Source organism: Streptomyces sp. NPDC107581 (assembly GCF_055657175.1).
This window is the reverse complement of the sequence record NZ_JBVKBH010000006.1, coordinates 434,885-456,960: the sequence shown is the minus strand read 5'-3', so window position 1 is coordinate 456,960 and position 22,076 is coordinate 434,885. Positions and strand designations below refer to the sequence as shown.

At 72.9% G+C, this 22,076-nt stretch carries 20 protein-coding genes; 15 read left to right on the top strand and 5 right to left on the bottom strand.

What is annotated here, in order from left to right; all coding sequences use genetic code 11:
* Positions 1–204 precede the first annotated feature (204 nt).
* On the top strand, positions 205–1,239 hold the full coding sequence (locus tag ACZ7P3_RS18235; RefSeq protein ID WP_472082752.1) for a C40 family peptidase: 1,035 nt from the start codon (positions 205–207) through the stop codon (positions 1,237–1,239).
* A gap of 29 nt (positions 1,240–1,268) precedes the next feature.
* Positions 1,269–2,471: a hypothetical protein gene (locus tag ACZ7P3_RS18230; RefSeq protein ID WP_472082750.1), complete on the top strand. Its 1,203-nt coding sequence runs from the start codon at positions 1,269–1,271 to the stop codon at positions 2,469–2,471.
* On the opposite strand, the gene ACZ7P3_RS18225 is transcribed toward ACZ7P3_RS18230, so the two are convergent.
* Positions 2,459–2,989, bottom strand: coding sequence for a PadR family transcriptional regulator (locus ACZ7P3_RS18225; protein WP_472082748.1), 531 nt, complete (start codon positions 2,987–2,989; stop codon positions 2,459–2,461). The two genes, ACZ7P3_RS18230 and ACZ7P3_RS18225, sit on opposite strands and share 13 nt — an antisense overlap.
* A 108-nt stretch (positions 2,990–3,097) precedes the next feature.
* On the opposite strand from ACZ7P3_RS18225, the gene ACZ7P3_RS18220 reads away from it, so the two are divergent.
* Complete coding sequence (locus ACZ7P3_RS18220; RefSeq protein ID WP_472082747.1) at positions 3,098–4,417, top strand: MATE family efflux transporter; 1,320 nt, start codon at positions 3,098–3,100, stop codon at positions 4,415–4,417.
* On the opposite strand, the gene ACZ7P3_RS18215 is transcribed toward ACZ7P3_RS18220, so the two are convergent.
* Entirely contained in the window at positions 4,381–5,607 is a 1,227-nt protein-coding gene (locus ACZ7P3_RS18215; RefSeq protein WP_472082746.1) for a glycosyltransferase 87 family protein, read from the bottom strand. The two genes, ACZ7P3_RS18220 and ACZ7P3_RS18215, sit on opposite strands and share 37 nt — an antisense overlap.
* 211 nt (positions 5,608–5,818) lie before the next feature.
* Between ACZ7P3_RS18215 and ACZ7P3_RS18210 the strand changes: the two genes are divergently transcribed.
* Positions 5,819–6,961 (top strand): glycosyltransferase family 4 protein, encoded by a 1,143-nt coding sequence (locus ACZ7P3_RS18210; protein ID WP_472082745.1) that lies wholly within the window; start codon positions 5,819–5,821, stop codon positions 6,959–6,961.
* Between the two features lie 287 nt (positions 6,962–7,248).
* A complete protein-coding gene (locus ACZ7P3_RS18205) occupies positions 7,249–8,886 on the top strand; it encodes a GMC oxidoreductase (RefSeq protein ID WP_472082743.1) in 1,638 nt (545 codons plus the stop codon).
* A gap of 31 nt (positions 8,887–8,917) precedes the next feature.
* Here ACZ7P3_RS18205 and ACZ7P3_RS18200 read toward each other — a convergent pair whose 3' ends face one another.
* Entirely contained in the window at positions 8,918–10,714 is a 1,797-nt protein-coding gene (locus ACZ7P3_RS18200; protein ID WP_472082741.1) for an AMP-dependent synthetase/ligase, read from the bottom strand.
* 300 nt (positions 10,715–11,014) lie between these two features.
* Between ACZ7P3_RS18200 and ACZ7P3_RS18195 the strand changes: the two genes are divergently transcribed.
* From ACZ7P3_RS18195 to ACZ7P3_RS18170, 6 genes are all read left to right on the top strand, one after another.
* The gene (locus ACZ7P3_RS18195; RefSeq protein WP_472082739.1) at positions 11,015–11,812 is read left to right on the top strand and encodes a metallophosphoesterase family protein; all 798 of its coding nucleotides are present in this window, start codon (positions 11,015–11,017) and stop codon (positions 11,810–11,812) included.
* A 212-nt stretch (positions 11,813–12,024) separates the two neighbouring features.
* A complete protein-coding gene (locus tag ACZ7P3_RS18190; protein WP_472082737.1) occupies positions 12,025–12,465 on the top strand; it encodes an SRPBCC family protein in 441 nt (146 codons plus the stop codon).
* Positions 12,466–12,906: 441 nt separating this feature from the next.
* Positions 12,907–14,079: an ArsA family ATPase gene (locus tag ACZ7P3_RS18185; protein ID WP_472082735.1), complete on the top strand. Its 1,173-nt coding sequence runs from the start codon at positions 12,907–12,909 to the stop codon at positions 14,077–14,079.
* 57 nt (positions 14,080–14,136) lie between these two features.
* Entirely contained in the window at positions 14,137–14,625 is a 489-nt protein-coding gene (locus tag ACZ7P3_RS18180; protein WP_472082733.1) for a DUF5304 domain-containing protein, read from the top strand.
* Positions 14,626–14,692: 67 nt separating this feature from the next.
* A complete protein-coding gene (locus ACZ7P3_RS18175; RefSeq protein ID WP_472082731.1) occupies positions 14,693–15,646 on the top strand; it encodes an ROK family glucokinase in 954 nt (317 codons plus the stop codon).
* A gap of 110 nt (positions 15,647–15,756) precedes the next feature.
* Positions 15,757–16,503, top strand: coding sequence for an endonuclease/exonuclease/phosphatase family protein (locus ACZ7P3_RS18170; protein ID WP_472082729.1), 747 nt, complete (start codon positions 15,757–15,759; stop codon positions 16,501–16,503).
* A 245-nt stretch (positions 16,504–16,748) separates the two neighbouring features.
* Here ACZ7P3_RS18170 and ACZ7P3_RS18165 read toward each other — a convergent pair whose 3' ends face one another.
* On the bottom strand, positions 16,749–17,318 hold the full coding sequence (locus ACZ7P3_RS18165; protein WP_472082727.1) for a hypothetical protein: 570 nt from the start codon (positions 17,316–17,318) through the stop codon (positions 16,749–16,751).
* On the bottom strand, positions 17,311–18,090 hold the full coding sequence (locus ACZ7P3_RS18160) for an alpha/beta hydrolase (protein ID WP_472082725.1): 780 nt from the start codon (positions 18,088–18,090) through the stop codon (positions 17,311–17,313). The genes ACZ7P3_RS18165 and ACZ7P3_RS18160 overlap by 8 nt, the downstream gene beginning before the upstream one ends.
* A 148-nt stretch (positions 18,091–18,238) precedes the next feature.
* Here ACZ7P3_RS18160 and ACZ7P3_RS18155 point away from each other — a divergent pair, with 148 nt between their 5' ends.
* The 4 genes from ACZ7P3_RS18155 (at position 18,239) to ACZ7P3_RS18140 (ending at position 22,065) form a co-directional block, all read left to right on the top strand.
* Positions 18,239–18,982 (top strand): lysophospholipid acyltransferase family protein, encoded by a 744-nt coding sequence (locus tag ACZ7P3_RS18155; protein ID WP_472082723.1) that lies wholly within the window; start codon positions 18,239–18,241, stop codon positions 18,980–18,982.
* A 33-nt stretch (positions 18,983–19,015) separates the two neighbouring features.
* Positions 19,016–20,239, top strand: a complete 1,224-nt coding sequence (macS, locus tag ACZ7P3_RS18150) for a MacS family sensor histidine kinase (protein WP_472082721.1) — start codon at positions 19,016–19,018, stop codon at positions 20,237–20,239.
* Positions 20,236–20,913, top strand: coding sequence for a response regulator (locus ACZ7P3_RS18145; protein WP_472082719.1), 678 nt, complete (start codon positions 20,236–20,238; stop codon positions 20,911–20,913). Before macS ends, ACZ7P3_RS18145 begins: the two co-directional genes overlap by 4 nt.
* Before the next feature lie 123 nt (positions 20,914–21,036).
* Positions 21,037–22,065, top strand: a complete 1,029-nt coding sequence (locus ACZ7P3_RS18140; protein WP_472082717.1) for a 6-phosphofructokinase — start codon at positions 21,037–21,039, stop codon at positions 22,063–22,065.
* Positions 22,066–22,076: the final 11 nt, after the last annotated feature.

The window sequence follows — 22,076 nt, the reverse complement described above, 5'->3', positions numbered from 1 at the left end:
CGGGCGAATCCCGTGAACCGAACCTGACTCCACGCCCCGCCCATGACCTGCGTCAGGGGCGGGGCGTCACGTTTGTGCGGCCACCGCGGTCTTTGGCCGCCGGCCTCCGGCACGGCTACTGTCTGGCGCGTTTCCCCGGCGCAGGGGTCTCCCCGTCCCCAGCGCCGGGGAAGCCGTCTCTTGTCCGCCAGCAGAAGGACTGCCGTGGGGTCCCATCGCCGCCTTGCACCGTCCGGGTCCGACCGGGGCGCCGGTGCCGCCCTGTGCGCGCTCGCCGCCGCGGCCGCCGCACTCGGTGCCGTACCCGCCCAAGCCGCACCGGCGCCGCACGGGGGCACCCGTGCCGAGGTGGACCGCCTCTACGCGGAGGCCGAGAAGGCGACCCAGGCCTACGACAAGGCCGACGAGCGCGCCGGCACGCTGCGCCGCGAGGTCAGGGACGCCCAGGACCACATCGCCCGGCAGCAGCAGCGCATCAACACCCTGCGCGAGCAGCTCGGTTCGCTGGCCGGGGCCCAGTACCGCTCCGGCGGCATCGACCCGGCCGTCGCCCTGCTCTTCTCCGACGACCCCGACGACTACCTCGACAAGGCCGCCACCCTCGACCGCATCGGCGCCCAGCAGGCCGGTCGGCTGCGCGAGTTGCGCGCCGCGATGCGCGAGCTCTCCCAGGAGCGCGAAGCGGCGGCCGGGAAGCTCGCCGCCCTGGAGCAGAGCCGCAAGGCGGTCGCCGCGCACAAGCGGTCCGTCGAGCAGAAGCTCGCCAGGGCCCGGCGGCTGCTCAACTCGCTGCCCGCCACCGAGCGCGCCGCCTACGACCGGGCCTCCCGCTCCGACCGCTCCGACCTGCCCGGCCTGCCCGACCTGTCCGGCGTCGGCGCCGTCGCCCCCGACTCCCGGGCCTCGGCCGCCGTCGCCGCCGCCCTCTCCGCCCTCGGCCGCCCCTATGTGTGGGGCGCCAGCGGACCCTCCGGCTTCGACTGCTCGGGCCTGATGCAGTGGTCGTACGCGCAGGCCGGGGTCCATCTGCCGCGCACCTCGCAGGAGCAGCGGTACGCCGGCCGGCAGGTCCCGCTCTCCCAGGCGCGCCCCGGCGACCTGGTCGTCTACCGCTCCGACGCCAGCCATGTGGGGATGTACGTCGGCAACGGCCAGGTCGTCCACGCGCCCTACCCGGGGGCACCGGTGCGCTACGACCCGGTCGGGATGATGCCGGTCTCCTCGGTCACCCGGCCCTGACGCCCCGCGCCGCACCGTACGATCGGGAAATGGCTGATCGCAGACGGACGCGGGGGCTCTGGCGCACCGCGGCGGCGGGGCTGTGTCTGCTGCTCGCAGCGCCGCTGTCCGGCTGCGGCGGGCCGACGGCGGCCGACGCCGAGCGGGCCCAGGTGCAGCGGGTGCTCGACCGGCGGTCGGCGGCCCTGCTCGGCCACGACGAGGGGGCCTACGGCGCGACGGGCACCCGGAGCGAGTACGCCAGGCTGCGCGCGCTCCCGCTGGCCTCCTGGACCTACCGGGTGACCGGTCTGCACGACGGCGGCCCGGGCGCCACCGCCGACGCCGAACTGCGCTACCGCGTCGCCGGCTACGACCGGGCCCCGGTCAGCGTCCGCCGCACCCTGGCCCTCGGCCGCACCGCCGACGGCAAGTGGTACGTCACCTCCGACAGACCCGCGCGCCGGGCCGGTCAGCAGCTGTGGGACCAGGGCACGGTGACCGCCGTCAAGGGCACGCACAGCCTGGTCCTCGGGACCGGCCGCAGCCTCGGCGAACTGCGCGGCTACGCCCGGCTGGCCGACCGGGCCGTCCCGGCCGTCTCCGGCGCCTGGGGCACGGACTGGACCCGCCGGGTCGTCGTCCTGGTCCCGCGGACGCTGGAGGGCATGGCGGGCCTGCTGGGCTCGCCCGCCGCCGACTACCGGGGCATCGCCGCGGTCACCACCGGCGAGGCGGGCGGATCCGGTACGGCACCGGCGGACCGGGTGGTGGTCAACCCGGAGGCGTACGGCATGCTCGGCAGCGTCGGCAAACAGGTCGTGATCACCCACGAGACCACCCATGTGGCCACCCGCGCGCACACCACCGCCGCCACCCCGCTGTGGCTCTCCGAGGGCTACGCCGACTGGATCGGCTACCTCGGCACCGGCCGCACGCCGTCCGAGGCCGCGCCGGAACTCGCCCGGGCGGTCCAGGACGGCCGGACGCCGACGGCTCTCCCCGCCGACGGGGACTTCCGCTTCAGCAGCGACCCGGCCCGGCTCGCGCAGGCCTACGAGGGCGGCTGGCTGGCCTGCCGGATGATCGCCGACCGCTGGGGCGCGGCCCGGCTCGACGCCTTCTACCGGGCCGTCGGCGACCGCGCGAAGCGGGCGGGCGCGCCCGAGGAGGCGATGAAGAAGGTGCTCGGCACGACGCCCGAGGCGTTCACCGCCCGGTGGCGCGCGTACGTGCGCGCTCAGCTCGCCTGACCGAGCACCCCGATGGCCTCGCGCAGCCACTCCCGCTCCGCCGCCCCGGTGGCCCGGGCGACCCGCAGCATGCCCTGCCGGAAGAGGTCCCCGGCCTCCTCCGCACGCACCGGTTCACCGTCCCGGTAGAAGAAGCTCGCCGGGGTCTCCAGGAAGTCCAGGCGGCGGCGCAGCACCGCGGCCTGCTCGGCCGGGTCGGGCAGATGGCGCAGGAAGGCCAGGACCGTGTTGAAGCGGACGTGGTCGGTGATCTCGGCCTGCTTGGGACGGCGCAGCCGCTCCAGCAGATCCGCGCGGCCCTGCCCGGTGAGGGACAGCACCCGTCGCGGCGCGGCGCCCGCGCCCTCCTCGGTGCGCTGGTCGAGCCTGCCCGAGGCGACGAGCCGGTTGATGGCCGGGTAGAGGGCGCCGTCGCTGACCGGGCGGACATGACCGCTCAGCGCGGTGATGCGCTCCTTCAGCTCGTAGCCGTGCAGGGGCTTCTCGGCGAGGAACCCCAGGATCGACAGCTCCAGCACGCGAAATCCTCCTTGCAGCGGGTCCGACCGCCATGCTACCTCTTATCGATGTACCTCGATTCGAGGTAGTCGAAGTGGTCAGTAAGGCGACTCGCCAGAGAGGCTCCTGTGAACGCTCACCGCACCCGGCTCGTCTCGCTCGCCCACCCCGTCTACTTCTCGCTCCTCGCTTCGGCCGCCTCCGGGGTCATCAACACCGTCTGGGTCTCCCGGCTCGGCGGCTCCGCCGTGGCCGCCGTGGCCGTGGCGACCAACACCGAGAACGTGCTGCTGGGCCTCGCGCTGGTCTTCGCGTCCGGTACGACCGTGCTGGTCGCGCACGCCCGGGGAGCCGGCGACCCCGGCGCCGTGCGGGCCGCGGTGCGCGCGGGCGGGGTGCTGTGCGGGCTGGTCACACCGGTGGTCGTGGCGGGCGGGCTGCTGCTGCGCGAGCCGCTGGCCCGGCTGGTCCTCGGCGGTGACGGGCAGGCCGCCCTGCACCTCGCGACCGCCTACTTCGCGATCTCCCTGCCGGGCATGACCGTCTTCTTCGCCCAGCAGCTCGTCGACGGCATCCTCAAGGGCACCGGCGACACCCGCACCCCCATGCGGCTCGCCCTGCTGGCCAACGGGCTGATCCTGCTCTGCGACCCCGTCCTGATCCACCGCTACGGCGTTCGGGGCGCCGCCGCCTCCACCGTGCTGTGCCGCTGCGCGGCCCTGGCCGTGGGCCTGCGCGCCCTCGGCCAGGGCGCCCTGCTGCGCTCGGCCGCGCGGGCCCGCCCCGCCGAGCCGATGCCCGCCGCGCTGCGCCGCACCCTGACCACCGGCCTGCCGATGTCCGCCGACTTCACCGTGCGCCAGGGCGGGGCGCTGGCGCTGGTGGCGATCGTGGCGCGGCTCGGTGTACCGGCGGTGGCCGGCTACGCGATCGCGTACAAGGTCCTGTACGTCGCCACGATGGCCTTCTACTCGGTACGGCAGGCCGCCGCGATCCACACCGCGCACACCCGGGGCACGGGGCAGGACGCGCGCCGGGCCATCGGGCGGCAAGCGGTGCTCGTCTCCGGTGCCCTCGGCCTGGGCGCCGCGGTCCTGTTCGCCGCCACCGCCCCCTGGACCATGGCCGCCTTCGGCGCCGGGCCCGAAGCCGCCCGCCAGGGCGTGCTGTTCCTGCGCTGCATCGGCCCCTACCTGCTGCTGACGGCCTGTTTCATCGCGCTCGGCGGGGTCTTCGAGGGCGGCGGCGGAGCACCGGCGCTGCTCCGGGTCACCTTGCTCGGCACCGCCGTCCAGCTCCCCCTGGCCCACGCCCTGTCCGGCCTCGGCCTGCCCGGTGTCTGCCTGGCGCTGGCGCTCGCGATGGCCCTGCAGTGCGCGGCCGTGGCGGTGCTGCTGCGGCGGGCGGCGCGTCAGGAGGCGAAGGGCTCCTTCGCGCGGGTCGCCTGAGGGGGCAGCGGGGACACGGTCGCCGCGGGGACCGTGGACCGCCACAGCCGCCGGGCCGCCAGGAGCGCGGCGGCGGCCAGCAGCCCGTTGCGGAGCAGCAGCAGCGTGACGCCGTACAGGTCGCTCGTGACCACGTGTACGAAGCCGATCGGGAACTCCATCACCGTCAGCAGGGTCGCGGCGAGCACCAGCACGGCGGGTGCACCCATCCGGCTCGCCCGGAAGCACAGGCAGACGGCGGCCGTGCCGACCAGCCACACCAGGTACTGGGGGCTGATCACCCGGCTGGTGACCGTGAACAGCAGCACCGCCGTGAAGGCCGCGTCGGCGAGCGTGTGCGGAGCGAACCGGACCGCCCGCACCCGCCACAGCACCAGCCAGCCGAAGGCCGCCCCGGTCAGCGCCATCGCGGCGCCGCTGACCAGCCCGACGTACGGGCCGAGGAACTCGATGGACCCGTAGTTCAGCAGTACCGCGCCGTGCCAGCCGAAGTGCCGGGCCACATGGAAGACCAGACCGCCCAGCGACTCCACCTCGGTGCCCCGGTCCCGCTGGAAGGTGAGGAAGGCGAACGCGCCGGGCATGGTCACCGCGAACAGCGCGGCGATCCCGCTCGCGGTCACCGCGGCCGCCGCCCACGCCCGCCGCCGCACGGCACCGACCAGGAGCAGCGCCGGCCACACCTTCAGCAGCGCCCCGAAGGCCGCCAGCGCACCCAGCACACGAGGGTGCCGCGTCCCGGCGAGCAGCGCCGCCACGGCCACGGCGGTCACCATCAGGTCGTAGCGGGCGTACGCCGTCGGGCCGAGCAGCGGTACGCCCGCGACCCAGGTCCAGGCCCCGCGCAGCGACCGGCCGGGCCGCACCCCCGTGTACAGCAGCAGGGACACCACGGCCAGGTCGGCGAGGCACGCCAGCACGAAGAAGGCGTGCGGATAGCTCAGGAACGGCAGGACGGCCGGGGAGAGGATCGCGAGGGCGGCGGCGGGCGGGTACTGCCAGGTCACGTCGCTCAGCGGAAACGTTCCGTGGCGCAGCACGTCGTACCAGCCCTGGTAGATCACCGACACGTCGCCGGTGACGTCCACACCGGGGAAGGCGAGCACCCTGAAGACGAGGAGGAGCAGCACCAGCCGGGTGGCACACCAGGAGGCCAGGAGCAGCGCCGGTTTCCCACTCGTCCTGTACACCCGCGCCCCTGTCCGTCCGGCTGCCCTGGCTCCGGGGGCCATGCTCCCCCACGGTCCTTCACCGATGCCATGGAACTGCCATGAAACACGGCCCCCGCCGCCCGCCGGAGTCGCCGGGCCGGGAAGTACCGCCGAGGCTACCGCTCCGCTGTTCGGCCGGCCCGGTCGGGTGGGAGGTGGACGAGGGTCCGGGCCGGTAGGGTCGGCGGCGATGCACAAGACGCTGATCGTGACCAACGACTTCCCGCCCCGGCCGGGCGGCATCCAGGCGTTCCTGCACAACATGGCCCTCCGGCTGGACCCCGGGCGGCTCGTCGTGTACGCGTCCACCTGGAAGCACAGCCGGGAAGGTATCGAGGCCACGGCCGCCTTCGACGCCGAGCAGCCCTTCACCGTCGTACGCGACCGTACGACCATGCTGCTGCCCACGCCGGCCGCGACCCGTCGCGCGGCCGGACTGCTGCGCGAGCACGGCTGCACCTCGGTCTGGTTCGGGGCGGCCGCGCCGCTCGGTCTGATGGCGCCCGCGCTGCGCCGGGCCGGCGCCCGGCGGCTGGTGGCGACCACCCACGGGCACGAGGCCGGCTGGGCCCAGCTGCCCGCGGCCCGGCAGCTGCTGCGCCGCATCGGGGAGTCCACGGACACGATCACCTATCTCGGCGAGTACACCCGCTCCCGGATCGCGACCGCGCTCACACCGGACGCGGCCGGGCGCATGGTGCAGCTGCCGCCGGGGGTGGACGAGAAGACCTTCCACCCCGGTTCGGGCGGCGACGAGGTGCGGGCGCGACTCGGGCTCACCGAGCGGCCGGTCGTCGTGTGCGTCTCGCGGCTGGTGCCGCGCAAGGGCCAGGACACGCTCATCCGGGCCATGCCCCGCATCCTGGCCGCCGAGCCGGACGCCGTCCTGCTCGTCGTCGGCGGCGGACCCTACGAGCAGGACCTGCGCCGGCTGGCCCGGGAGACCGGCGTCGAGGCCTCGGTCCGCTTCACCGGCGCCGTGCCCTGGTCCGAGCTGCCCGCGCACTACGGCGCCGGGGACGTCTTCGCCATGCCGTGCCGCACCCGCCGCGGCGGCCTCGACGTCGAGGGCCTCGGGATCGTCTACCTGGAGGCCTCCGCGACCGGGCTGCCGGTCGTCGCGGGGGACTCCGGCGGCGCCCCCGACGCGGTGCTCGACGGGGAGACCGGCTGGGTCGTCCGCGGCGGCGAGCCGGCGGAGGCGGCCGAGCGGATCGTGGCCCTGCTGGGCGATGCCGAGCTGCGCCGCCGCATGGGGGAGCGGGGACGGCAGTGGGTCGAGGAACGCTGGCGCTGGGACCTGCTCGCCGAACAACTCAAGAAGCTCCTCTAGCCCAGGCGTCCCAACGCGACCCACGGTGCCGGGTGCCGCTCAGGGGCAGGCGCTCCGACGCGCAGGGCGGGCGCTCCAGCGCGACCCACGGTGCCGCTCAGGGACAGGCGCCCCAGCGCGATTCACGGTGCCGCTCAGGGGCAGGCGCCGCAAAGGGGCGCGGGGAACTGCGCGACCGGTCGCGAACTACCCGCAGTCGCCCGACGACCGCACCCGTTCCCACAATTGGCGCCCTCCACCCGGCGCAGCCCCTTGGCGGAACCGCGGAATCCGCACATGCTGCGCACATGACAGCAAAACTGACGCAGCATCAGCTGACTAGACGTCACATCCTGGGCATGATCGCCCTCCAGACCGCCGCCACGGCCGGTCTCACCCGCATCGGCCTGCAGTCCGCCCAGGCAGCCGAACCGGCCCCCGTCGACAACTCCCCGGCCATCGTGGTCGGTTCCGGCTACGGCGGCGCCGTGGCCGCCCTCCGTCTCGGCCAGGCCGGCATCCGCACCCTCGTCGTGGAGATGGGCCGCCTGTGGAACACCGCAGGAAGCGACGGCAAGGTGTTCTGCTCCACCAGCGCCCCCGACCAGCGCTCCATGTGGTTCCGCACCCGCACGGAGGCCCCGCTCGCCACCTTCCTGTGGCTGGACCTCGTCAACAAGGACATCAGCCCCTACCCCGGAGTCCTCGACCGCGTCCACTACGACCACATGTCCGTGTACGTCGGCCGCGGCGTCGGCGGCGGCTCCCTGGTCAACGGCGGCATGGCGGTCACCCCGGTGAAGTCCTACTTCGCCGAGCAGTTCCCGACCGTGGACGCCGACGACATGTACGGCACCTACTTCCCGCGCGCCCGCGCCATGCTCGGCGTCAACTCCGTCGACCCGGCCTGGTTCGAGTCCACGGAGTGGTACCGGTTCGCCCGCACCTCCCGCAAGGCCGCCGCCAACGCCGGCCTGAAGACCACCTTCGTGCCGAACGTCTACGACTTCGGCTACATGCAGCGCGAGGCCGCCGGGACCGCCACCAGGTCCGCGCTCGCCGGCGAGGTCATCTACGGCAACAACTACGGCAAGCGCAGCCTCGACAAGACCTACCTGGCCGCCGCCCTCGGCACCGGCAACGTCACGATCCACACCCTGGAGAAGGTCAAGGCGGTCACCAGGGCGAGCGACGGGTCGTACATCCTGACCGCCGACCGCATCGACGCCACCGGCGCGGTCGTGGAGACCAAGCAGTACAGCTGCACATACCTCTTCCTCGGCGGCGGCAGCGTCGGCACCACCGAACTCCTCGTCCGCGCCCGGGACACCGGCACCCTGCCCGACCTGAACTCCGGTGTGGGCGCGGGCTGGGGCACCAACGGCAACACCATGCTCGGCCGCGCCAACCACGTCTGGGACACCGTCGGCGCCAACCAGGCGACCATGCCCGTCCTGGGCATCGACGACTGGGCCAACGCCGACAACCCGGTCTTCGCCGAGATCGCCCCGCTGCCCATGGGGTTCGAGCACTGGATCAGCCTCTACCTGGCGATCACCAAGAACCCCGAGCGGGCGTCGTTCTCGTACGACTCCTCCTCCGGCGCGGTGAAGCTCGACTGGAACCCCGCCCAGAGCGCCGTGTCGGTCGCCATGGCCAAGAAGCTCTTCGACCGGATCAACGCGGCCAACCTGACCATCTACCGGTACGACCTCTTCGGCTCGGCCAGCAAGGTCTTCGCGGACGACTTCACCTACCACCCCCTGGGCGGCTGCGTCCTGGGGAAGGCGACCGACGACTACGGCCGGGTGAAGGGCTATTCCAGGCTCTACATCACCGACGGCTCGCTGGTGCCCGGCTCGCTCGGCGTGAACCCGTTCGTCACCATCACCGCGCTCGCCGAACGCACGATGGCGCGGGTCCTCGCCGAGGACACCGCGCCATGACGCCCTGCCGGAACCATCGGCAGAAAGGTGACTACTTCGCGTAGATCGCCTCGATCTCGTCCGCGTAGTCCTTCGCCACCACGTTCCGCTTGAGCTTCAGCGACGGGGTGAGGTGGCCCGACTCCTCCGAGAACTGGGAGGACAGAATGCGGAACTTCCGCACCGATTCCGCCTTCGACACCGCGGCGTTGCCGTCGTCGACCGCCGCCTGGATCGCCGCCTGCAGATCCGGGTCCTCGCGCAGCGACGCCGCGGTGGAGCCCGCCGGCTTGCCGTGCTCCTCGGCCCAATGGCCCAGGAACTCCTCGTCGACGGTGACGAGCGCGCCCACGAACGGCCGCCCGTCGCCCACCACCATGCACTCCGCGACCAGCGCGTGCGCCCGGATCCGGTCCTCGATCACGGCCGGGGCCACGTTCTTGCCGCCCGCGGTGACGATGATCTCCTTCTTGCGGCCGGTGATCCTGAGGTAGCCGTCCTCGTCGAGGGTGCCGATGTCACCCGTGTGGAACCAGCCGTCGGCCAGCGCCTCCGCCGTCGCGCCCGGGTTGTTCCAGTACTCCTTGAACAGGTGCTCGCCGTGCAGCAGCACCTCGCCGTCGTCCGCTATCCGCACCACCGAACCCGGCAGCGGCTGCCCGACCGTGCCGATCTTCTGCCGGTCCCAGGGGTTGAACGCGGTCGCCGCGCAGGACTCGGTCAGGCCGTAGCCCTCCAGCACCGTGAAGCCGATGCCCCGGAAGAAGTGACCGAGCCGCTCGCCGAGGGGGGCACCGCCGGAGATCGCGTACTCGCCCCGGCCGCCGAGGACCGCGCGCAGCTTGCTGTAGACCAGCTTGTCGAACACCTTGTGCTTGATCTTCAGGCCCAGGGGCGCGCCCGACGGGGTGTCCAGTGCCCTGCTGTAGGCGATCGCGGTGTCCGCGGCCTTGTCGAAGATCGCGCCCTTGCCGTCCGCCTGCGCCTTGGCGCGCGCCGTGTTGTAGACCTTCTCGAAGACGCGCGGCACACCGAGGATCAGCGTCGGCCGGAAGGCGGCCAGCTCGTCCGTGAGGTTCTTGATGTCCGGGACGCAGCCGAGCTTGATCGGCGCCATCATCGGCGCGATCTGCACCAGCCGTCCGAAGACGTGCGCCAGCGGGAGGAAGAGGAGGACGGAGCACTCACCGGTGCGGAACAGCGGCCGCAGCCGCTCGACGATGTTCCCGCACTCCGCGAAGAAGCTGCGGTGCGTCAGGACGCAGCCCTTGGGGCGGCCGGTCGTACCGCTCGTGTAGACGATGGTCGCCGGGTCGTCGGCCCGGGCGAGCGAGGAGCGCTCCTCCACGGTCGCGTCCGCGACGTCCTGCCCGAGCCGGGCCAGTTCCTCCACGCCCCCGGCGTCGATCTGCCAGACGTGCTTCAGCGCGGGCAGCGTCTCGCGCACCGAGTCCACGGCGGCCGCGTGGGGAGCCTGCTCCACGATGCACGCCGTCGCGCCCGAGTCGGACAGGATCCACTGCACCTGCTCCGGCGAGCTGGTCTCGTACACCGGCACGGTGACCGCGCCCGCGCACCAGATCGCGAAGTCGAGGAGCGTCCACTCGTAGCGCGTCCGGGACATCAGGCCGACCCGGTCGCCCGGCTGCACCCCCGCGGCGATGAGGCCCTTGGCGGCGGTGTGCACCTCGGTCAGGAACGCCCTGGCCGTCACGTCCTGCCAGACGCCGGCCACCTTGCGGGCGATGACGGCGACGTCGGGATGCTGCGCGGCGTTTCTGCGGACGATGTCGGTCAGGTTGCCGTCCGCGGGGACCTCGTACAAAGCCGGAAGGCTGAACTCGCGCAAGACTGCTGCTCCTCATAGGGCGCCGGCGCCACGACACTGTGTGATGCGACGGTGCGGTCCAAGGCTCGGGCAAGTGCTCTGGAGGTTCACGCTTGGTTGAAACCCAGAGCACGACTGGACTGCCCGGACGTTACCCGCCGGTATGGCTTCTACGACAGGGGGTGCCGACGAGATGTTCGCTGCGTCACACGGGATGGCGTTCCTTCGCGCACAGTAGTCCACGGCCTAAGCGACCGGCGAGTAACCGCAGCCCGGGCTGCCACTGTTCACGCACACCCCACACGCCTACCCTTGATCACCATGGCACCCACACGCTCCGGTAACCGAAGGACACGTGTCCACGTGGTCAGCGACGTGCACGGCAACGCCCGTGACCTGGCCCGGGCCGGCGAAGGTGCGGACGCCCTGATCTGTCTGGGCGACCTCGTCCTCTTCCTCGACTACGCCGACCACTCGCGCGGGATCTTCCCCGACCTGTTCGGCGAGGAGAACGCCGACCGCATCGTCGAACTGCGCACCGCCCGCCGCTTCGAGGAGGCGCGTGCCTTCGGCGCCCGGCTGTGGGCCGGCATCGGCTCCGAGCGGGCCTCCGCGATCGAGAGGGCGGTGCGCAAACAGTACGCCGAGATGTTCGCCGCCTTCCCGACACCGACGTACGCCACCTACGGCAATGTCGACATGCCGCCCCTGTGGAGCGAGTACGCGGGACCCGGCACCACGGTGCTGGACGGGGAGCGGATCGAGATCGGCGGCTGGACCTTCGGCTTCGTGGGCGGCGGCCTGCGCACCCCGATGCGCACCCCGTACGAGATCGACGACGAGGAGTACGCCGCGAAGATCGAGGCGGTCGGCGAGGTCGACGTGCTGTGCACCCACATTCCGCCGGAGGTTCCGGAGCTGGTCTACGACACGGTCGCGCGCCGCTTCGAGCGGGGCAGCCGGGCGTTGCTGGACGCGATCCGCCGCACCAGACCGCGTTACTCCCTCTTCGGCCATGTCCACCAGCCGCTGGCGCGCCGGATGCGGATCGGGGCGACCGAGTGCGTGAACGTGGGGCACTTCGCCGGTACGGGCACGCCCTGGACGCTCGAATGGTGAGAACCCCGGGACGGGACGAGCGGAGGGACACAGCCATGCCGGGCCCGGAGGCCAGCGGTCCTCTTGCAGGACCGCGGAAAACATAACGGGGAAGGCCAGGGTGGGCGCGGTGAAGGCGCCAGGTCGGCGGCGCGGTAGCCTTCACGCTGCACAGACGTGCGCACCCGGCGCACGCAGACTCTCTTCGGTCCGTATCTGGAGGAGCCACGGCGATGGCGGAACACACCAGTTCGAGCATCACGATCGAGGCGGCTCCGGCCGATGTCATGGCGGTGATCGCCGACTTCGCCCGCTACCCGGACTGGACCGGCGAGGTCAAGGAGGCGGAGGTGCTGGCGACCGACCAGCGGGGCCGCGCCGAGCAGGTCCGGCTCGTCATGGACGCCGGCGCCATCAAGGACGACCAGACACTGGCGTACACCTGGGCCGGTGAGAACGAGGTCTCCTGGACCCTGGTGAAGTCCCAGATGCTGCGTTCCCTGGACGGCTCCTACCTCCTGAAGCCGGCCGGTGCGGGCGGCACCGAGGTCACCTACCAGCTGACCGTCGACGTGAAGATCCCCATGCTCGGCATGATCAAGCGCAAGGCGGAGAAGGTCATCATCGACCGGGCACTCGCGGGCCTGAAGAAGAGGGTGGAGTCGGGAAGCTGACCCCTTCCCCGCCCGCCCATCGGCTCCCCGCCCGACCGGCTGCCCGGCCCGACCGGTGGACCGACCGGCTCCCGCGGACTCGCGGCGGCGGGTGGTCGGTCCTGCGACCGTGGGCAGTGGGGGCGCCGTGATCCTCGCGTGGTCGGGTTCCGTGATCTGCGGGCCGTCGTTCTCGTGACGCACGGGCTGTCGTTCTCGTGACGCACGAGCAGTCCTTCTTGTGACGCACGGGCAATGGACCTCCCGACCCGCGGGCGGTCGTGCCGCCGGGGCGGCACGGGTGGGCGCGGGCGGCGACCTGACGGCACCGGGGTGCGCGGGCCGGCCCCCGGCCGGGCACCGGGTGCCACCCCGGCACTGCCGCACCCCGCGCCGCGGCGGACCCCCGGCCGGCTGCAGCGCCGCACCGCCGTACCCCGCCCTCCACTACCGTTCACCCTCATGCGCACCATCCTGATCACGGGCCCGGGCGGCAGCGGTCGTACGACCATCGCCGCCGCCACCGCACAGCGTGCCGCGGCCGAAGGCACCCGCACGCTCCTGCTCAGCGCCGATCACACCGACACCCTGGGCGTGGCACTGGGCACCGGAACAGGACCGACCCCGACCGAAGTCGCCCCGCGCCTCACCGCCTGGCGCCCCGACGCCACGGAACGCTTCCGGCAGGACCTCACCGCCTTCCAGACCCGCGCGGCCAACGTCCTGGACCTCCTCGGCGCCGCCCGCCTGGACGCCGAGGAAGTCACCCCGCTGCCCGGTGCCGAGGAACTGTCCTTCCTGCGCGCCCTGAGGGACGCCGCCCTCTCCGAGCGCTACGACCTCCTCGTCGCCGACCTCCCGCCGCTCCCGCAGGCCCTCGCCCTCCTCGCCCTCCCCGAGGAGATGCGCCGCTATCTGCGCCGCCTGCTCCCGCCCGAGCGGCAGGCGGCCCGCGCCCTGCGCCCGGTCCTCGGCCGCCTGGCCGGCATCCCCATGCCCGCCGACTGGCTCTACGAGACCGCGGGCCGCTGGGACGTCGAGCTGGCCGCCGTCGAGTCGGTCCTCACCGACCGGCACACCTCCGTGCGCCTGGTCGCCGAACCCGGCCCCGCCGGCGCCGACGCCGTCCGCACCGCGGCCCTCGGCCTCGCCCTGCGCGCCCTGCGCACCGAGGTTCTGATCGCCAACCGCGTCCTGCCCGAGACCGCCCCCGACGCCTGGCTCGCCGGACTCCTCGCCCAGCAGCGCAAGGCCCTGGCCGACTGGAGGGAGCAGTACGACGCCCGCCCCGTCCCGCACCTCGGCCATGACCCGCACGGCAGCGACGACCTCGCCGCGCTCGCCGTGCCCGCCGTCAACCCCGCGCCCGCCCCGGTCGAGTGGCCCGTGGCCGACCGGCTCGCCGAGGACGGCGTGCTGGTCTGGCACATCCCGCTGCCCGGCGCGATACGGGAGGACCTGGACCTGATCCGGCGCGGCGACGAACTCGTGATCACCGCGGGCCCGTTCCGTCGGATCGTTCCCCTGCCGTCCGCCCTGCGCCGCTGCACCGTCGCCGGCGCGGGGCTGCGGGAGGGCGAGCTGCGTGTCCGGTTCGCCCCCGACCCCGCCCTGTGGCCCGGTGGCGGACGATGAACGCCGTACGCCTATTCGGGTAACGTCGTAGGGGCGAACCGTAGTCAGGAGTCCGCCATGAGCGAAGAGCGCCCCGCATCCGACCCCGTCGAGGAGACCGAGCAGCGGGCGACCGACGCCGACGCCTGGGCCACGGCCTGTGCCGAGGACCTCGCCGCCGAGAAGGCCCGCCGCCGCGCCGAGCAGGGCCCGCCCCCGGGCTCCGCCGCCGAGGAACTGCGCAAATTCGTGGACACGGTGGCCGACAGACTGTCCGGCCTCCAGTCCCCGCTCCTCGGGGCCGTGGCCGGACCCGCCGCCCAGCAGGTGGTGCGCCAGGTCGTCCAGCAGGCGAAGGCCGCGGTCGAACCCGTCATGGAGCGCAACCCGGAGGTCTTCGACCACCTCGCCGCGGCCGGTACCGAGCTGCTGGCCGCCTACCGCTCCGCCGTCCAGGCCCAGGAGCGCCGCTGGACCACCGGCGCGACCGACCGGAAGGACGACTGGCCCGACCGTCCCGACCGGGACGAGGGCACCGGCCCGGGCGAACGCATCGACCTGGACTGAAGCCCTCGCCAGACGGGGCCTCGGGTACGGTTGGCCGTAGCGGGGCTCGACCGAAACTGAGGGATTCATGGGACTCACCATCGGCGTCGACATCGGCGGCACGAAGATCGCGGCCGGCGTGGTCGATGAGGAAGGCAACATCCTCTCGACCCACAAGGTGCCGACCCCGGGTACGCCCGAGGCGATCGTGGACGCCATCGCCTCCGCCGTCGAGGGCGCGCGCGCCGGGCACGAGATCGTCGGCGTGGGCATCGGTGCGGCCGGATACGTGAACCGGCAGCGCTCCACGGTGTACTTCGCGCCCAACATCGACTGGCGCCAGGAGCCGCTGAAGGAGAAGGTCCAGGCCCGCGTCGGCCTCCCGGTCGTGGTCGAGAACGACGCCAACGCCGCCGCCTGGGGCGAGTACAAATTCGGCGCGGGCAAGGGCCACCGCAACGTCATCTGCATCACCCTCGGCACCGGCCTCGGCGGCGGCATCATCATCGGCAACAAGCTGCGCCGCGGCCACTTCGGCGTGGCCGCCGAGTTCGGCCACATCCGGATGGTCCCGGACGGTCTGCTGTGCGGCTGCGGCTCGCAGGGCTGCTGGGAGCAGTACGCCTCAGGGCGCGCCCTGGTCCGCTACGCCAAGCAGCGCGCCAACGCCACCCCCGAGCACGCGGAGATCCTGCTCGGCCTGGGCGACGGCACCCCGGACGGCATCGAGGGCAAGCACATCTCCATGGCCGCCCGCCAGGGCGACCCGGTCGCCGTCGACTCCTACCGCGAGCTGGCCCGCTGGGCCGGCGCCGGCCTCGCCGACCTGGCCTCCCTCTTCGACCCCTCGGCCTTCATCGTCGGCGGCGGCCTCTCCGACGAGGGCGAACTGGTCCTGGACCCGATCCGCAAGTCCTACAAGCGCTGGCTGGTCGGCGGCAACTGGCGCCCGGTCGCCGATGTGATCGCAGCCCAGCTCGGCAACAAGGCGGGCCTGGTAGGGGCGGCGGACCTGGCGAGGGAGCCCGACCCGATCATGTGAGGGGCCACCTCGACCGCACAGGGGCGCGGGGTACTGGGCGACCGGCCACGATCGACCGGCTGTCGCGCACGTACCCCGCGCCCCGACGCATTGGGCGTACATTGATCCACATGGCGCCGCTCCCCAACTCCCGCACAGAGCCGGATGGTTCAGCTGTCATCCGCGTCCTGAGCTACAACATCCGCTCGATGCGCGACGACACCGACGCCCTGGCGCGGGTGATCACCGCCTGCGCTCCCGACCTGGTCCTGGTCCAGGAAGCCCCCCGTTTCTTCCGGTGGCGCAAGAAGCTCGCCCGGCTCGCGGCGGCCTCGGACCAGGTCATTCTCACCGGAGGCGCGACGGCAGCGGGCCCGGCGATCCTGTGCGGCCTGCGAGCCACCGTCGAGCGGACGGAAGACCTGCTCCTGCCGCTCACCCCCGGGCTGCACCGGCGCGGTCTCGCCACGGCCGTGGTCCGCTTCGGCGCGGCCCGTCTGGGCGTGGTCAGCTGCCACCTGAGCCTGCAGCAGAAGGAGCGCTACGAGCAGGCCGGCCTGCTCCTCGACCGGCTCGCCGCGATGGGGGTGGAGCACGCCGTCGCGGGCGGTGATCTCAACGAGCGCCCCGACGGCCCCGCCTTCCGGCGTCTCGCCGCCGCCCTCCAGGACGGCCGGGCCACCGCCGCCTGGGGCGGTGAGTTCACCTCGACCCCCGCCGGACCGCACCAGCGCATCGACGCCGTCTTCGCCACGGAGGGCATCGAGGTGCTCGGCTGCGGTGTGCCCCTGGACCAGCCGGGGATCACCGAGGCAGACCTCAGGGCGGCCACGGACCACCTCCCGGTCCTGGCCGCCCTCAGGATCCCGGCGTCCTAGCCCTGGTCGGACCGCCGGAACGAGTTCGCGTCCGGCCGTCGTGGCGCACGTCGCACCGCGGGAACGCGCGTCCGGCCGTCCTGGCGCACGTCAGAAAGCCGGAACGCGCATCCGGCCGTCGTGGCGCGTCAGGCCGCTGCAGCCCGCAGCCCGCAGCCCGCAGCCCGTCGTAGCTCGTAGCCTGCAGCCCGTCGTGGCTCGTGGCCCGTGGCGTCGCGACGTGCGTCGGGCCGTTGTGGCGCGCGTCAGACCACCGCCCCGCGTCCCGGATCGCCGTCGTCGTCGTCGGTCCGCATCCGGGTCACCAGCGTCGCGAACCCGCCGAGGAACCCGCCGACACCGAGCGTCGTCAGCCACCAGGTCATCTCCCAGCCCAGCAGCACGGCGAGCAGCAGCAGGATCGGGCCGCCGACGACCCCGAGCCAGGCGAACTTGGCGGTCGTGTCGGCCATCGGCAGCGGTGGCGGCTCGGGCGGCACGAAGTGGCCCTCGTCGTCCTCGTCGTAGTCGTCCTCGGACGGCTGCGGCGCGGTGTGGTCGCGCGGGCCGATGCCCGGCGCGAACGAGACCGAGCTGCCGAGCGGCCGCGCGGGCCGCGGTTCGCCGGAACCCTCGGCGCCCTCGGCGCCTTCACCCGGGGAGTCCTTCTCGAGCAGCGCGAGGTCCTCCACCGACTTGAAGGGCTTGGTGCCCGGCGGGTCCACCGGCTCGTCGCCGTACCCCGCGACGATGGCCCGCCAGGCGGCCTCCTCGTCGAAGGGCACTCCCCTCTCGTCCGGCTCGCGATCCTCGCGGTCGGAGTCGTGCTCAGCCAACTGCGGCCGTCCCTTCCTTGCCGACACTGGGTGCGAGCCGGCCGATGAAGGCGAGGCTCTCCTCGAAGATCCGGTCCGCATCGTGGTCCAACGTCGCCACGTGGTAACTCTGTTCCAGCACGATCTCCGTTACGTCCACGGAGGACACCCGGCTCAGCACCCGCGCCGGGTCGGCCGCCGGGACCACATGGTCCTGGGCGCTGCGCAGCAGCAGCAACGGCTGGGTGACCTGGGGCAGCTCGCCGTCCAGCCGGCGCAGGAACACCCGTAGGGAGTGCGCGGCGTGCAGTGGCACCCGGTCGTAACCCAGCTCCGCCGGACCACCCTTGGCGATGTCGCTGGCGATGCCCTTCGTCGTCCGCACGAGGTGCCGGGCCACCGGAAGGGCGTACGCCGACAGGCCGTGCACCCGGTTCGCCGGGTTGACGAGCACCGCGCCCGTGATCCGCTCGCCCTCCTTGGCGGCCAGCCGCAGCGCCAGCGCCCCGCCCATCGACAGGCCCGCGACGAACACCCGGGAGCAGCGGTCGCCCAGCCGCCGCAGCTCGCGGTCCACCTCCGCGTACCAGTCCTGCCAGCCCGTGAGCTGCATGTCCTCCCAGCGGGTGCCGTGACCGGGCAGCAGGGGCAGCGACACGGTCAGGCCGTGGGCCGCGTGGTGCTCCGCCCAGGGGCGCAGCGACTGGGGCGAGCCGGTGAAGCCGTGACAGAGGAGGACTCCCACCTCCCCGCCCTCATGGCGGTACGGCTCGGCTCCGGGAAGAACCGGCACCTTCGGGACTCCTGTTCCTGAGATGCGTGCAGAACGGGCGGATGTGGTTCACCGTACGCGACCGCACTGACACCGACCAGGGTCGTCGGGGTCATTGACGGCACTCCGGGTTAAGGTCTGACCGACGGAAACAGGAGGCACGCGGGTGATGTACGGCACGATGAAGGTTGCCATCGGGGGGCCGCTGAAGGTCGCCTTCAGGCCCTGGGTGGAGGGCATGGAGAACATCCCGGCCGAAGGTCCCGCCATCCTGGCGAGCAATCACCTGTCCTTCTCGGACTCGTTCTTTCTGCCCGCGGTGCTCGACCGCAAGGTCACCTTCATCGCGAAGGCCGAGTACTTCACCACCCCCGGCGTCAAGGGCCGCCTCACCGCGGCCTTCTTCAAGGGCGTCGGACAGCTCCCGGTGGACCGCTCCGGGGCGCGCGGCGCCGGCGAGGCGGCGATCAAGAGCGGCATAGAGGTGCTGGAGCGCGGCGAGCTGTTCGGGATCTACCCGGAGGGCACCCGCTCGCCCGACGGCCGCCTGTACCGGGGCAAGCCCGGCGGCCTCGCGCGTGTGGCGCTCGCCACCGGCGCGCCGGTCATCCCCGTCGCGATGATCGACACCGAGAAGATCCAGCCGCCCGGCAAGGTCATGCCGAAGCTGATGCGCCCCGGCATCCGCATCGGCAAGCCCCTGGACTTCAGCCGCTACCAGGGCATGGAGCACGACCGGTTCGTGCTGCGCGCGGTGACCGACGAGGTCATGTACGAGATCATGAAGCTCTCCGGCCAGGAGTACGTCGACATGTACGCGACCGCGGCCAAGCGGCAGATCGCGGACGCGGCGAAGGCGGTCAAGGAAGCGGAGAAGGCCGCCAAGGAGGCGGACAAGAAGGCCGAGGTCTAGCAGCGGGACCGGGGGATCGGGGGACGGGGGGCCATGCCCAAGCGCGAGCGCGTCATGAGGATGTCCGTCGAGCAGCCGATGTGGCGTGCGCTCGCCGGATACCGCGTGCTGACGATGCTGTACGCGATCGGCCTGTTCGTCTTCCGGTTCGGCAAGTACGCACACCCCTGGGTCGCGGTCGGCTACTACGCCGTCCTCTTCGTGTGGACCCTGGCCACGCTGCCCAAGGTCGCGAGCGCCGCGCACTGCACCCGGCGCTTCCTCGCCGTCGACCTGGCCATCGGGCTCACCGGCATCCTTCTCACGCCGGTCGCCGCCTCCCACGCGCACATCGTGGCGGGCACTCCGACGCTGCCGTCGATATGGACGGCCGGTGTGGTCCTCGGCTTCGCGCTCAAGGGCGGCTGGCGCTGGGCGGTGCTGGCCTCGACGCCGGTCGCCATCGCCAACGTCGTCCAGCGCGGCGCCCCGAGCCGGGCGACGATCCACGCCGTCCTGCTGGTCTGGATCGCCTCCGTGGCCATCGGCTACGTCGTGGAGGTCGCCCGCGCCTCCGAGCGGACCCTCGCCCGCGCCCTGGAGATCGAGGCCGCGACCCGGGAGCGGGAGCGGCTGGCCCGGGACATCCACGACAGCGTGCTCCAGGTGCTGGCGATGGTGCAGCGGCGCGGCGCGGTCATCGGCGGCGAGGCGGCCGAGCTGGGGCGCATGGCGGGGGAGCAGGAGGTGGCGCTGCGCACGCTGGTCTCCGGCGGTCTGCTGCCCGTCTCCCGGGTCTCGGAGGACACGGCCGACGGGGCCGTCGTCCGCGCGGTCGAGGAACCGGACGACAACGGCCCCGTCGACGTGCGCACCCTGCTCGCCCCCTATGCCGGCGCCCGGGTGAGCCTCGCCGAGCCCGGCGCCCCGGTGCCGCTGCCGCGGGCGGCTGCGCGGGAGCTGGCCGCGGCGGCCGGGGCCGCCCTGGACAATGTGCGCAGGCACGCCGGCCCGGACGCCCGGGCCTGGATCCTGGTCGAGGACGAGGCCGACGAGATCGTCGTCACCGTCCGGGACGACGGCCCCGGCATTCCCGAGGGCCGGCTCGCCCAGGCCGAGGGAGAGGGCCGGCTCGGCGTGGCCCTCTCGATCCGGGGGCGCCTGCGCGACCTGGGCGGCAGCGCCGAGCTGATCTCCGTCCCCGGGCAGGGCACGGAAGTCGAGTTGAAGGTACCGAAGGGCGCCGAGCGGGCGCGGGGGAAGGCGGAGCAGCGATGACACAGCAGCAGGACCCGATCAAGGTCATGGTGGTCGACGACCACCCCATGTGGCGCGACGCGGTCGCCCGGGACCTGGCCGAGTCCGGCTTCGCGGTGGTCGCCACCGCCGGCGACGGCGAGCAGGCGGTGCGCCGCGCCAAGGCCGCCGCACCGGACGTCATCGTCCTGGACCTCAATCTGCCCGCCAAGCCCGGCGTCCAGGTGTGCAAGGAGCTGGTCGGCCACAATCCCGCCCTGCGCGTCCTCGTCCTGTCCGCGAGCGGCGAGCACGCCGATGTCCTGGAGGCGGTGAAGTCCGGCGCGACCGGCTACCTGCTGAAGTCGGCGTCGACCGAGGAACTGCTCGACGCGGTGCGCCGTACCGCCGTGGGCGACCCGGTGTTCACACCGGGCCTGGCCGGGCTGGTCCTCGGCGAGTACCGGCGCCTGGCCTCCGAGCCCGCGCCCGCCCCGGACGCCGACGCACCGGGGGCGCCCCGGCTGACCGAACGGGAGACGGAGGTGCTGCGGCTGGTGGCCAAGGGCCTGAGCTACAAGCAGATCGCCGAACGTCTCGTCATCTCCCACCGCACCGTCCAGAACCACGTCCAGAACACCCTCGGCAAGCTGCAGCTGCACAACAGGGTGGAGCTGGTGCGCTACGCGATCGAGCGCGGGCTCGACGACGCGTGAAACCGCCTGGTCAAGCGGGCTCCTGACAATTCACCGGAATCACCCTTCCCGCCTCTCCCTGTGTGACGCGCATCACCATTACCGTGACTGGGCGTCAGGCAACCGCGGCGAAGGGACATTTCCATGCGGGTCGGAGTACTGACCGGAGGCGGCGACTGCCCCGGGCTCAACGCCGTCATCCGGGGCATCGTCCGCAAGGGCGTGCAGGAGTACGGGTACGCCTTCGTCGGCTACCGGGACGGCTGGCGCGGACCGCTCGAGGGCGACACCGTCCGCCTCGACATCCCCGCGGTGCGCGGCATCCTGCCCCGCGGCGGCACCATCCTCGGCTCCTCGCGCACCAACCCCCTCAAGCAGGAGAACGGCATCCGCCGCATCAAGGAGAACCTGTCCAAACTGGAGGTCGAGGCCCTCATCGCGATCGGCGGCGAGGACACCCTCGGTGTCGCGGCGCGGCTCTCCGACGAGTACGGCGTGCCCTGCGTCGGCGTGCCCAAGACCATCGACAACGACCTGTCCGCCACCGACTACACCTTCGGCTTCGACACCGCCGTGGGCATCGCCACCGAGGCCATCGACCGGCTGCACACCACCGCCGAGTCCCATATGCGGGTCCTGGTCTGCGAGGTGATGGGCCGCCACGCCGGCTGGATCGCCCTCCACTCCGGCCTGGCCGGCGGCGCCAACGTCATCCTCATCCCGGAACAGCGCTTCGACCTCGACCAGGTGTGCGCCTGGATCACCTCCCGCTTCAAGGCGTCGTACGCGCCCATCGTGGTCGTCGCCGAGGGTGCCATGCCGAAGGACGGCGAGATGGTCCTCAAGGACGGGTCGCTCGACTCCTTCGGGCACGTCCGGCTGTCCGGGGTCGGCGAGTGGCTGGCCAAGGAGATCGAGAGGCGCACCGGCAAGGAGGCCCGCACCACGGTCCTCGGGCACATCCAGCGCGGCGGGACCCCGAGCGCCTTCGACCGCTGGCTCGCCACCCGCTTCGGCCTGCACGCCATCGACTGCGTCCGGGACGGCGACTTCGGCAAGATGGTCGCCCTGCGCGGCACCGACATCGTCCGCGTCCCGATCGCGGAGGCCACGGCCAGGCTGAAGACCGTGGACCCGAAGCTGTACGAGGAGGTCGGGGTGTTCTTCGGCTGAGCCGGACCGGG

Bases quoted from the DNA above. Each gene is read 5' to 3' on its own strand.
- macS (WP_472082721.1), top strand. From the start codon at position 19,016: ATGCCCAAGCGCGAGCGCGTCATGAGGATGTCCGTCGAGCAGCCGATG.
- ACZ7P3_RS18230 (WP_472082750.1), top strand. From the start codon at position 1,269: ATGGCTGATCGCAGACGGACGCGGGGGCTCTGGCGCACCGCGGCGGCG.
- ACZ7P3_RS18190 (WP_472082737.1), top strand. From the start codon at position 12,025: ATGGCGGAACACACCAGTTCGAGCATCACGATCGAGGCGGCTCCGGCC.
- ACZ7P3_RS18205 (WP_472082743.1), top strand. From the start codon at position 7,249: ATGACAGCAAAACTGACGCAGCATCAGCTGACTAGACGTCACATCCTG.
- ACZ7P3_RS18185 (WP_472082735.1), top strand. From the start codon at position 12,907: ATGCGCACCATCCTGATCACGGGCCCGGGCGGCAGCGGTCGTACGACC.
- ACZ7P3_RS18180 (WP_472082733.1), top strand. From the start codon at position 14,137: ATGAGCGAAGAGCGCCCCGCATCCGACCCCGTCGAGGAGACCGAGCAG.
- ACZ7P3_RS18170 (WP_472082729.1), top strand. From the start codon at position 15,757: ATGGCGCCGCTCCCCAACTCCCGCACAGAGCCGGATGGTTCAGCTGTC.
- ACZ7P3_RS18155 (WP_472082723.1), top strand. From the start codon at position 18,239: ATGTACGGCACGATGAAGGTTGCCATCGGGGGGCCGCTGAAGGTCGCC.
- ACZ7P3_RS18140 (WP_472082717.1), top strand. From the start codon at position 21,037: ATGCGGGTCGGAGTACTGACCGGAGGCGGCGACTGCCCCGGGCTCAAC.
- ACZ7P3_RS18210 (WP_472082745.1), top strand. From the start codon at position 5,819: ATGCACAAGACGCTGATCGTGACCAACGACTTCCCGCCCCGGCCGGGC.
- ACZ7P3_RS18145 (WP_472082719.1), top strand. From the start codon at position 20,236: ATGACACAGCAGCAGGACCCGATCAAGGTCATGGTGGTCGACGACCAC.
- ACZ7P3_RS18175 (WP_472082731.1), top strand. From the start codon at position 14,693: ATGGGACTCACCATCGGCGTCGACATCGGCGGCACGAAGATCGCGGCC.
- ACZ7P3_RS18195 (WP_472082739.1), top strand. From the start codon at position 11,015: ATGGCACCCACACGCTCCGGTAACCGAAGGACACGTGTCCACGTGGTC.